The 11,387-nt window shown below is 72.5% G+C and carries 10 protein-coding genes; 5 read left to right on the forward strand and 5 right to left on the reverse strand.

Annotation, left to right across the window (positions count from 1 at the left end; translation table 11 throughout):
* Nucleotides 1–4: 4 nt before the first annotated feature.
* The gene (locus KU893_RS14675; RefSeq protein ID WP_218235102.1) at nt 5–424 is read left to right on the forward strand and encodes a pyridoxamine 5'-phosphate oxidase family protein; all 420 of its coding nucleotides are present in this window, start codon (nt 5–7) and stop codon (nt 422–424) included.
* Here the strand turns inward: KU893_RS14675 and KU893_RS14680 are convergent.
* Complete coding sequence (locus tag KU893_RS14680; protein ID WP_218235103.1) at nt 396–1,454, reverse strand: lysylphosphatidylglycerol synthase transmembrane domain-containing protein; 1,059 nt, start codon at nt 1,452–1,454, stop codon at nt 396–398. The two genes, KU893_RS14675 and KU893_RS14680, sit on opposite strands and share 29 nt — an antisense overlap.
* Before the next feature lie 296 nt (nt 1,455–1,750).
* Between KU893_RS14680 and KU893_RS14685 the strand changes: the two genes are divergently transcribed.
* Nucleotides 1,751–2,812, forward strand: coding sequence for a glycosyltransferase (locus KU893_RS14685; RefSeq protein ID WP_218235104.1), 1,062 nt, complete (start codon nt 1,751–1,753; stop codon nt 2,810–2,812).
* Nucleotides 2,813–2,824: 12 nt separating this feature from the next.
* Here KU893_RS14685 and KU893_RS14690 read toward each other — a convergent pair whose 3' ends face one another.
* From KU893_RS14690 to KU893_RS14700, 3 genes are read right to left on the reverse strand one after another with little or no spacing between them, the layout of a single operon-like run.
* Complete coding sequence (locus KU893_RS14690) at nt 2,825–3,517, reverse strand: universal stress protein (RefSeq protein WP_218235105.1); 693 nt, start codon at nt 3,515–3,517, stop codon at nt 2,825–2,827.
* Entirely contained in the window at nt 3,514–5,874 is a 2,361-nt protein-coding gene (locus KU893_RS14695) for a glycoside hydrolase family 65 protein (RefSeq protein ID WP_218235106.1), read from the reverse strand. Before KU893_RS14695 ends, KU893_RS14690 begins: the two co-directional genes overlap by 4 nt.
* A gap of 13 nt (nt 5,875–5,887) precedes the next feature.
* Nucleotides 5,888–6,088, reverse strand: a complete 201-nt coding sequence (locus tag KU893_RS14700; RefSeq protein WP_218235107.1) for a zinc metalloprotease — start codon at nt 6,086–6,088, stop codon at nt 5,888–5,890.
* Nucleotides 6,089–6,258: 170 nt separating this feature from the next.
* Between KU893_RS14700 and KU893_RS14705 the strand changes: the two genes are divergently transcribed.
* Nucleotides 6,259–7,812, forward strand: a complete 1,554-nt coding sequence (locus KU893_RS14705) for a GAF domain-containing sensor histidine kinase (RefSeq protein ID WP_218235108.1) — start codon at nt 6,259–6,261, stop codon at nt 7,810–7,812.
* A gap of 24 nt (nt 7,813–7,836) precedes the next feature.
* On the opposite strand, the gene KU893_RS14710 is transcribed toward KU893_RS14705, so the two are convergent.
* Entirely contained in the window at nt 7,837–9,909 is a 2,073-nt protein-coding gene (locus tag KU893_RS14710) for an amylo-alpha-1,6-glucosidase (protein ID WP_218235109.1), read from the reverse strand.
* 241 nt (nt 9,910–10,150) lie between these two features.
* On the opposite strand from KU893_RS14710, the gene KU893_RS14715 reads away from it, so the two are divergent.
* A complete protein-coding gene (locus KU893_RS14715; RefSeq protein WP_218235110.1) occupies nt 10,151–10,990 on the forward strand; it encodes a universal stress protein in 840 nt (279 codons plus the stop codon).
* Between the two features lie 41 nt (nt 10,991–11,031).
* A complete protein-coding gene (locus tag KU893_RS14720; protein ID WP_218235111.1) occupies nt 11,032–11,298 on the forward strand; it encodes a DUF1876 domain-containing protein in 267 nt (88 codons plus the stop codon).
* The last annotated feature ends 89 nt before the right edge of the window (nt 11,299–11,387 follow it).

The raw sequence follows: 11,387 nt of genomic DNA on the forward strand, positions 1-11,387 counted from the left end.
GGACATGGACGCCTACGAGGACCTCCAGCAGGCCACGCTGCACGAAATCCCGCGCTCGGAGTGCCTCCAACTCCTCGGCCTGGCGCGGGTGGGCCGGATCGTCTACGCCGATGACGAGGGTCCGCTCGCGCTCCCGGTCAACTTCCGGATGGACGGCGAGACCGTGCTGTTCCGGGTCTCGCCGGCCAGCCAGATGTGCCTGCGGCTCAACGACGCGAAGGTGTCCTTCCAGGTGGACCGGCTCGACGACTTCCACCAGACCGGATGGAGCGTCCTGGTGCGCGGGACGTCGTCGTACGTCGAGAGCGAGGACCTCCCGGCCCAGCGCTCGACCCGCCCTCTGCCCTGGGCGCGCGGCTTCCGGCCCGTGTACGTCCGGATCCGGCCCACGCAGATCACCGGTCGACGGCTCGTCGACGACTGAGAGGTCGCGCGGACCGACGCAGCCAGAGGCCTGCTGCCCCGCCCAACGGGATCGGCAGCCAGAAGGCGAACACACGCCACGCCAGCACGCCCAGCAGCGCCGCTTCGTGGTCGGTACCGAAGGACAGCAGTGCCGGGACCGCGACGCCCTCGACCAGACCGAGGCCACCCGGGGTGAGCGGCAGCAGGGCGATCAGGGCCACGAGCGCGTAGGTCGTGAGCAGCCCGCCCGGATTCGGTGCGTCCCCGAACGCCGACACGCACAGGTAGAGCGACAGGGCATCGAACGACCAGTTGCCCAGGCCCCACAGCACGGCACGGGCACTGCGCGTCCAGCTGCTCGTCACCAACCCGACCTGGGTGACCAGGCCTCGCACCAGACGTTCCAGGGCCGCCTGCTGCACCAGGGGCAGTCGTGCGGCCAGAGCTCCCGTCACCGTGACGACGAGATCGGGGCGCACGCCCAGCACCGCGACCAGTCCCCCGAAGACGAGCACCAGGACGACGGCGAGGACCGACGCGGTCCTGAGGAACGGATGGGTCTGCGGGTCGGGCACGGCCGCGACCAGCCCCAGGACGAAGGCGACCACCAGCCACAGGATCGAGATCGCGGACTCCAGCGCCGCGGCGCCGACCGCCTCGGACGGGGGTACGCCCACCCGCCCGAGGAGCCGGAACCGGAGAGCAGCGGCGGCGGCGCCACCGCCGGGAACGACGTGGCTGAAGCCGTTCCCGGCCACGTCGATCGCCAGCACCGTGACGTAGGAAGGACGCACCCTCGGCGGGAGAAGCACGTAGGTCAACCGGCTGAAGAAGCCTGAGGAGGCCAGCTCGGCGAGCAGCCCGAGGACCAGGAGGATCTCGATGGCCGCGCCGGCGGACGACCAGGACCTGCCGACCTCCCCGGCCAGACGCGGTCCGACGTACGCGAGGGCGAGCACGGTGAAGGCCAGAGCGGCGAGCCGGAGCAGCCAGGTACGCCGCCCGGCAGGCCGCGGCCGCGCACCGAGGTCCTCAGCCGCGCGCCTCACCCCGGCTCCCCCACCCGCAGCCGGTCCCCCGGCACCATCCTCTGCACAGCACACAGCCCCACCCGTCCTCCTCGGGCCTCGGTCTCGACCGTGGTCGAGGTGACCATCACATGCCTTCCGTCGGTCCGCCAACCAGTCAAGCCAGCTCGTTCGGCCTCATCCACGGCCATCCGTCATCCCCAGCAGTGCCCTTCGGCCCTACTGGACGACCTCGCCGGGACGAATCCTGGGGATCGAGGCGGCCGACCGCCTCAGACCCAACGCCAGCTCGGCCCGGAACGCGGGAGGCGATTCCCATGACGACTCCCGCGCGGCCCCGCACACCGATGCGGATCGGACTGATCGCGCCCCCGTGGATCCCGGTCCCACCACCGGCGTACGGCGGCACGGAGGCCGTCATCGCCGATCTCGCGCGCGGGCTGGCCGAGCTGGGGCACGACGTCCGGTTGTTCACCCTCGGCACGTCCACGTGCCCGGTCGAGCGCAGCCACCTCTTCGACGCGCCCGTGGAGCCGCTGGGCCAGACGGTGCCCGAGGCCGCCCACGTGCTGGCCGCATACGAGGCTCTCGCCGACGTCGACATCATCCACGACCACACCGTCCTCGGCCCGCTGCTGGCGCCACCACCGGGCCGCGGCAGGCCGCCCGTGGTCACCACCAACCATGGTCCGTTCACCCCGCTCACCCTTCCGATCTTCACGAGGATCGCCCGTCGGGCCGCCGTGGTCGCCATCTCCCGAGACCACGCCCGGAGGGCGGGCGAGGTGCCCATCGCGGCCGTCATCCACCACGGCGTGGACCTCGAGACGCACCGGTTCGGGCCGGGCGACGAGGACCACCTCGTCTTCGTGGGCCGGATGTCCCCCGACAAGGGCGTGGCGGCGGCGGTCCGGATCGCCCACGCGGCCGGTCGCCCCTTGCGGATCGTGTCCAAGATGCGCGAACCCGAGGAGCTCGACTACTACCGCACGTGCGTGCGGCCGTTGCTGTCGGCGACCGAGGACGAGGTCGCCGAGCTGGGCACCGCCGAGCGGGTCGACCTGGTGGGCCGCTCCGCCGGACTGGTCAACCCGATCGACTGGCCGGAGCCCTTCGGGCTCGTCATGGTCGAGGCCATGGCGACCGGGACGCCGGTGATCACGCGGCCCAGGGGCGCCGCGCCCGAGATCGTGGCCAGCGGTCGGACCGGCTTCCTGGCCGAGAGCGAGACCGAGGCGGTCACCGCAGTCGGTCGACTCGACACCATCGACCGCATCGCCTGTCGCCGAGAGGTCGCGCGACGGTTCTCGCTGCAACGGATGGCCGCCGACCACGAACGGCTCTACACCGCGCTGCTGAGCGCCGGCCGCACCCGGTGACGCCGGGTCCCGCTAGGACCGTCCCGGCTGCTCGCCTGCCACGGCTCCGACGAGGAGGACCGGGACCCGGCCGGCGAGTGCCCGGCGGACGACCTTGGCCCGGCTCCCCGTGAGCTGTTGCGCCCACCCGAGGACGAGGAGATCAGCCCCACACTCGTCGGCCTGGGCGACGACCTCCGCTGCTGGGTCGCCCCGGCACAGTCGCAGGTCTGCCGCGGCGGGGAGGTTCCGGGCGACGAACTCCTTGCCCCACGCGACGCCGGCATGGGCGGCTTGGTCCCAGAAGGCCGGCACCGTGCCCTCACTGAAGACGTGCGTGGCGAGGATGACGGTGTCCGGCGCCATCCGCCGGACCACGGCGGCGGCAGCGGCGGTGGCCGCCGGCCCACCGTCGAGGGGCAGGAGTACCCGCCGGAAGCCACCACTCGGCGACCGCGAGCCCGTCGGGACCACGAACACCGGCTTCGTCGCCTCCGTGATGATCCGCCACGACGGCGCCCCCTCCGGGGTGCCTGCCAGGACCAGCGCGTCGACGTGCGGGTCGGCCAGCGTGGCGCGCGCGACCTCGACGACCGCGTCGGATCCGCGCACGCCGACCGTCACGGTCCGCGACCGACAGCCCAGCAACCGCGCTCCGGCGGCGCCGACGTCCATCGCCACCTGACGGCTCTGGGGCGCTTCCACGATCGTGACGACGTCATTCATCCCCGACTCCTCTCGAGCCGACGTGGCCGGTGCCCGCCCGGGATCTCGACGACCGGTGCCGTACCCCGGCGCGCGCGGATCGGACACCGTGACGAGACCGTCACCACGCCCTCGCCCACCCGTACCCGCACGTCCGAGGAGAGGCACCGGAAGGCCACCTCGACCTCCCGCCAGCTCGCGGGGAGGTGCGGATCGATGCACAGCACCGCATCGACCACCTCGACACCGACGAAGCCGAAGAGGAACGCCTGCCAGGCGCCACCCATCGCACCGAGATGAAGACCGCCCGCGGTCGTTGCGGCGAGGTCGTCGAGGTCGATCCGCAACGCCGTCCTGAGCAGCGCACGGGCTTGGTCCGGGTGTCCACCACGGGCGAGCACCAGCGCATTGACCGCGGGTGAGAGCGAGGAGCCGTGGGCCGTGCGGGGCAGGTAGTGGTCGAGGTTCGCCTGGAGCGACCCCGGTGCGACCTCGCCCGGCACCATCATGTGAAGCATGAGCACATCGGCCTGCTTGATCAGCTGGGACCGGGCGACACGCCGCCGTCCGATCAGGACGTCGGCGGCCAACGGCGGCGGACCCAGGTCGCCGACCGTCAACGGCTCGAGCGCGAAGTAGCCCTGGAACTGCTCGTAGCGCCCCGTCTCCTCGTCATAGCCGTCGACGATCGCATCGGCGAGGTCCAGCCACCTGCGCCGTCGCGCCTGGCCCGCGCGCGGGACCTCCGCCGCTGCGGCCCTCAGGTTCCACCTCACCATGACGTTGGTGAAGGCGTTGTCGTCGACGTCCTCGTGGTACTCGTCCGGCCCGATGACACCGCGAAGGTGCGCCCGCCGATCCGCACCCACCGGAATCCGGGACACCCAGTAGTCCGCCGTCGCTGCCAGCAGACGGCGCTCCTGCGCGGAGAGGTCGCGTCCTGCCCATCGCGCCTGGCGCACGACCGCCCAAGCGACGTCAGCCGTCACGTGCTCCTCGCGAAGCCCCGTGAAGATGGGCACCTCCTCTCCCCCGAGCTGGCCGTGCCGCGGAGTGACGTCGTCGCCGGTGAGAGCCGACTCCCACGGGAACCGGGCTCCGTGGCATCCGTGAGCCTCGGCGTGTGCGCGAGCCGCCGGGAGCCGACTCAAGCGGTAGCGGACCATCGCGGCCGCCGCCGCCGGGGCGATCGTCATCATGGCCGGCAGCACGAACACGTCGGCGTCCCAGAAGACGTGGCCGGCGTACCCACTGCCGGACAGCCCGCGCGCCCCCACGGCGAGCTCGCCGTGACCGTCGCTCAGGGACCAGAGGTGGAAGAGCAGGAAGCGAAGGCCCAGCTCGAGCTCCGGATCGTCAGGCACGCTGACCCCGGCCGTGGCCCAGCGCTCGGCCCACTCCCGTCGCTGCGCTGAGAGCAGGCGGTCGAAGCCCTGCCGGGCCGCGGCCCCCAGATGCTCCTCGGCATCGGCTCGACGCGGAACGGAGCTGGGCTCGCCCACGAACGCCGCGAGGCGCTCGTGGGTGTGCAGGTCGTCGTCCGTGCTGGTGCAGTCGCGGATCATCACCCCGACTCCGCCCCCAGCTGCGCCCTCGCACCACCGCCACACCTCTCCCCCCTCGCCCGCCACGGAGCGGACCTGGTCCGCCGGCGCCTCGACCCTCATCGCGGCCGACCCCGGCAGGGCGAGGCTGGCGAACCGGGCGCTCCTGAACGGTCGAGTGCCCGCGGCGACCTGCTCCCGTACCAGGACGCCGCTGCGCAGGTCGAGCCAGCGCACGTCCTGCTCGACAGGGCTCAGCGACGAGACATCGGTCCAGCTCGGACCGACCACCAGGCCGTCCTCCGGACGGTCGCCGGCGTACACCCCCGCGGCCAGCACCATCGCCTCGCGGCCTGGAACCTGTTCCTCGACCGCACCTCGGGTGCCCACGTAGCCGGAGCACAACGTGAAGAGAGCCTCGTCGACGCGACGCCGGTTCGCCGCCTGTCCCTGACGCTGCACGACCCAGCGCGGGTCGCGATCGATGTCCGGCACCCGGAGCCGCCCTGATCGCCGCAGCTGGTCGTCGAGCATCTCGAGCGGCGAGTCCGGGCCCTCCAGCACCAGGACCAGGTCGGGGCCCACACCGAGATCGTGGAACCGCCGGAACAGCTCCGGCCGTGCAACGGGCAGGGTGTCGTCGACGCACCACACCTGGCCCGGTCCCGGCATCGTGCCCAGCTGCCGAGCCGCGCCGCGTCCCAGGATCCCGACGTGGACCCCGCGTGCGGACAAGGACCTGACCCGCGCCAGCAGGTCGTCGGAGCCGGCGACCGCACCCACGGCGCCTGCCCAAGCCAGTACGACGGCTCCGTAGGTGCGGTCGGCTCGCATGACGGCGATCTCCTCAGGACCGGTGCGAGGCGATCAGGAGGACCGCACCCGACACCCCCGCCGCGTAGTACGTCCCGACCGCTCGGCCGGGGACCGCTGTCGGCAGCACGCCGTCGGCGAGCGCCCAGGTCAGCAGCAGCACCACCACCGCGGTGCTCCAGCTGACCGCCACGGGGAATCCGCCGACCCTTCCCAGGCTCAGTTCCGCACGCATGCGCTCCCCCTTCGTCTCGGTGGCAGGCCGCCCCACACCCAGCCTCGGCAGGGAGCACGGCTCGCGCCAGAGCCGAGAGGCCCGCAGGACCGGGTCAATGGTCCGCCCGTCCCGCGGACCCCCGAATTGACCATTCCGCCCGGCCCCGGGCCGGAGTGAGGATGGGCCACGTGGTCGGCGACGACACGAGGGAGGGCGCGTCTGGGCTGCCCGCCGCGGCCCAGGCACTGCTCGACGCCATGGTGGCGATCAGCTCCGAGTTCGACCCGCACCACGTCCTGGACCGCATCGTGCGAGCCGCCTGCGACCTCACCGGCGCACGGTACGGCGCGCTGGGGGTGATCGCTCCGGACCGCTCGCTCAGCGACTTCGTCACCCACGGCCTCGACGCCTCGGAGCGTGCCGCGATCGGAGACCCCCCGCACGGGAGAGGACTCCTCGGACTCGTGATCGACGACCCCCGGCCCTTGCGGCTGGATCGGATCCAGGACCATCTCGCGTCCTACGGGTTCCCGGCCGGCCACCCACCGATGACGACGTTCCTCGGCGTGCCCGTGACCGTGCGGGGCGAGGTCTTCGGGAACCTCTACCTGACCGAGAAGCGGGAGGGCCTCCCGTTCACCGCCGAGGACGCATCGTTGGTGCAGGCACTCGCCCGGGTGGCCGGCTTCACGATCGCCAACGCCCTCGCCTACGCCCGAACCGAGTCACGGCGAACGATGCTGGAGGCCATCGCCCGCGTCACCGAGGCTGCCGGCAACCCGGAGGGCGGGCCTGGACCGCTCGAGCTCGTCGCCAGCGCCGCCCGCACGGCGTTCGGATGTGACACCGTCGGGGTCCTCCTGCGCACGCACGACCTCCACCTGATGAGTGCCTCCGACGGCGACGGCGCCGTCGCCCTGCGCCAGCGGCTGACAGCGCAGGGCCCAGCCATCCAGGCGGCGGCACGCGGGGACCGGCCGCGCCGGTTCGCGTGGGGCATGGTCGTGCCGTTGCCGACGCGGGTGCACCCGCCCGTCGCGCTGGTCGCCGCGCCAGCGCCCGTGGACCCGGACAGCCACGACCTCGTCTGTGGTTTCGCCGAGCAGGCCGGCCTCGCCCTCGACCGGGTGCAGGCCCTCCGCGACCGCGAGGCCCTGGCCGTGCTGACCGACCGCGACCGGATCGCTCGCGACCTGCACGACCTCGTGATCCAGCGGCTGTTCGCCACCGGGATGGGGCTCGAAGGCTTGCGCCACCAGGTGCACCCACCGGGCGGGGACCGCCTCGATCGCCTGATCGCCGATCTCGACGCCACCATCCGCGACATCCGGATGACCATCTTCGAGCTCCAGCGTCCCGTCGGCTCCGCGCGGGCGAAGATCCTGGCCCTCGTGGATGAGGCGGAGGAGATGCTCGGCTTCCGGCCGACCCTCGGACTCACCGGCCCCGTGGACACGCTGCTCACGTCCGACCACGCGCGGCACCTGGAGGCGGTGCTGCGCGAGCTGCTGTCCAACGCGGCCCGCCACGCGAACGCGACGGAGCTGGCGATCGAGGTGAACGCACTCCCGACCGAGGTGACCCTGCTGGTCACCGACGACGGGAAGGGCCTCGACGGCGACCTGCCGCACAGCGGCCTGGCCAACGCTGCACTCCGGGCACGCGAGCTCGGCGGTGACCTCGAGGTCCGCGACGTCGACCCGCACGGCACCCGGGTCCGCTGGACCGTGCCCGTCCGGTGAGCTCGCCCGTCGTCGGTCGGCGGGTCAGGAGCCTGGTCCCATCCGGTGCCGTCCGGCCGGGTCCACCTCGATCGTGTAGGTCGCGCCCCGCCAGCGCAGGCCGTCCAGCCGGAGCGGGAGCATCTGGTCGGGCAGGAACGGCTCGCACTCGAGACCGTCCTGCCCCGGCTCCAGCCCCAGCAGCGACCGCATGATCTCCACGGGCGCGGCCGCCGCCCACGCCTGAGGCGAGCACGCCGCCGGGTACGGCACCGGGATGCCGGTCGTCGCGCGGTCGAAGCCGCCGAACAGCTCGGGCAACCGGTGGTCGAAGACGCGGGCGGCGTCGAGCAGGGCGTTCGCGACTCGCGCGGCCTCGACGGTGTAGCCGTAGCGCGCCAGCCCGGAGACACACAGGGCCGTGTCGTGCGGCCACACCGACCCGTTGTGGTAGCTCAACGGGTCGTAGCGGCCCATGGAAGAGGCGAGGGTCCGGATTCCCCAGCCGGAGAAGAGCTCGGGCGACAGCAGGTGGGACACCACCTGGTCGGCGAGCCGCAGGTCGACGATGCCGGACCACAGCAGGTGCCCGAGCGCTGAGGTGAGGGCATCGACGGGTTGCTGGTCACGGTCGAGCGCGGCGGCGTACCAGCCGCGGTCGGGCAACCAGAAGCGTTGGCCGAACCGCTCCTTGAGGTCGTCGGCCCGTCGGCGCCACTCCCCGGCATGGCGGCCGCCCTCGAGTGCGTCGGCGAGGTCTGCCCGAGCGCGGAATGCGGCGTAGACGTAGCCCTGGACCTCGGCCAGCGCGATGGGCGGCTCCGCGAGCCGGCCGTCGGCGAAGTTCACGCCGTCCCAGGAGTCCTTCCACCCTTGGTTGCGCAGACCGTTCGGGGTCTTGCGGACGTACGACAAGAACCCGTCGCGGTCGCTGGACTCCGTGATCCAGTCCAGGGCGCGGTCGACTGCCTGGAGCAGGTCGGGAGTGACCGCGGCAGGGCCGGACCAGCGAGCGACCTGTCCGACGGCCACGACGAAGAGCGGCGTCGCGTCGACGCTCCCGAAGTAGGCACTGCCCCCACCGAGTGCCAGCGTCCCCGCCGGACCGAGCCGCAGCTCGTGCAGGATCCGCCCCGGTTCCTCCTCCGACACCGCATCGCGTTGCCGCCCCTGGTGTGCGGCCAGGACGTGGCAGGTGTCCAGCGCCAGCTCAGGCGAGAGCGGCAGCATCATCAGCGACGAGATCAGCGCGTCACGGCCGAACAGGGCCATGAACCACGGAGCTCCGGCCGCGACGACCGGGTGGTCGGGGTCGTCGGAGTCGAAGATTCGCAGGATGCCGAGATCCTCGACGCTGGTCTGCAGCAGCCCACGGACACGAGCATCGGGGGTATCGAGCCGTGGAGCCGTCGCCCACCACTCCGCACGGCGCCGGTACGGCAGAGCCTCCCGGACCGGAACGTCACGAGGATGGTGCGGTTCCAGGACGACCCCGCCTGCCGAGACGACCACCTCGAGGATCGTGCTCCAGGACCCGTGCGGGCCGAGGTCGACGGTCCAGGAGATGCCGCTCGGTGTTGCCCGAGCGGCGCCGTCGGGAACGACGACGAGCCCGTAGCCACGATCGGGGACGCCTTCGATCCGCAGGTGGTTGGGCTGGATCACCCGTGCCGGCAGCGACGATTCGCCCGCTCGGCCGTCCTTGACCTCGAAGATGTCGGCGAGGTCGCTGGCGACTGCCAGCTCCATTGCGACCCGGCGGTGACGAGGAGTGCAGTTCACCAGGCTGATCTCCTCCCGCAGGCCGTCTCCGACGACACGGTGCCGCGTGACCACGATCTCGTGGGCACCCGACTCCGCCGGCAACCTGAGGTGTCCGACGTGGACGGCCGCGTACGGCGTCTCGTGGTGGACGGTCAGCGGCGCGGGGCGGCGGCCCTCGACGGTCAGGTCCCAGACCCGCAGCATGCGGGTGTCCCTGACGAACAGGCCGCCCGGATCGACACCGCCAAGGTCGCCTGCCCGGTCCCCGATGCAGAACGTCGTGCCCTCCATGAGCGTGACGCTGCTCGCGGCCAACGCGGCCGGCGCCTCAGTGAACAACCACGGTTCGGTCACGGCTCACTCCCCCGCTCGATCATCATCAGGCCAATCGGCTGCCAGCGGCCGGGCACGACGCGCTGCCCTCTCCACCGGTGCCCGCTTTGACGGTGCTCAACGTGACCGTCGCCGTCCTCTCCGTCGGTTGACCACCGACCAGTCAAGTCCCCTCGCCCGGCCGCCTCCACGGCCATCCGTCACCCACCGGGGGTGCCCTTCGGCCCTACCCGATCGCCTGGGTTCGGCGAAGGCTGGTCCCATGAGTGAGAACCCTTCCTGCATCGTCGTCGGGTACGACGGATCTGCCAGCGCGGACGCCGCGCTCGCCTGGGCCGCCTCCGACTCCGCGACGGATCTGCGGGTCGTGCTCGTCGGCACGGCGATGGACCCGGTCCTGGGCGGCTACCGCCACGTCATGGACCGGGCCGTCGAGGAGTGGCGCACGGCCGCCACGGAACGCGTCGCGGCACTCGGGCGACCCGACGCCACCATCGACGTCCGGCACGGGCCCGTCGTTCCCGAGCTGCTCCAGGCGGCGGAGAAGGCATCGATGCTGGTCGTCGGGAGCACCGGCCACGGCCTGGCTGCCGGGACCCTCACCGGGTCGGTCAGTCAGCACGTCGCGCGCCACGCCCCCTGCCCCGTCGTCGTGGTCCGCCCGCGGCACTCGACGGTGGTGGACCGGATCGTGGTCGGCGTCGACGACTCACCGGAGTCCGCCCAGGCGCTCCGGTTCGCCTGCGAGCGCGCCCGGCGCACGGGAGAGGGCGTGACCGCCATCCATGGCTACTTCTCCGTTCTCGCCCACGTCCTCACCTTCGACGGTGCCGAGTCCGACGTCGCCGACCGGCAGCTGGCCGCCGCCGAGAAGCTCGTCCGGGAGCTGTGCCGCGACTGCGCCGCGGAGTTCCCCGACGTCGAGATCGAGCCCGAGGCGATCCCGGTCCGCGCCGGGCAGGTGCTGGTCGACGCCAGTCGGGCTGCCTCGCTGCTCGTCGTCGGATCGCGCGGCCGGGACGCGTTCGCCGAGATGCTCCTGGGATCGGTCAGCCAGCACGTCCTGGCGCACGCCCAATGTCCGGTGGCCATCGTCCGGTGAGCCGCCCGTCCCCCTCAGCCTGACCAACGAAGGAGAACGAGATGCACGCGACGACCTGGCACGTCGAGATCCACCTGTCCGAGGACGGACAGCGCACCCGGGCGGAGGCCGTGCTGCGCACCACCGCCGGCACCGAGCTGCGCAGCGTCGGCCTGGCACGACGCAGCCCCGACGACCGGGACGCCCCGGAGATCGGAGACGAGCTCGCGGTCTGCCGGGCGCTCAGCGCACTGGCCCACGACCTGTTCGAGGCGTCGGTCCTCGACGTGGAGGCGAACACCGGCACGAGCTCGACGTTCACGATGTGACGACGGAGCGGCAGAGCGAGATGTCGTGAGCCGTCCGGTCCCGGCGGCTCGCGACCGGGGGCGGCGGCGGAGCCTTACGCTCGCAGCGG

The organism is Nocardioides daeguensis, assembly GCF_019192965.1.
GTDB lineage: Bacteria > Actinomycetota > Actinomycetes > Propionibacteriales > Nocardioidaceae > Nocardioides > Nocardioides daeguensis.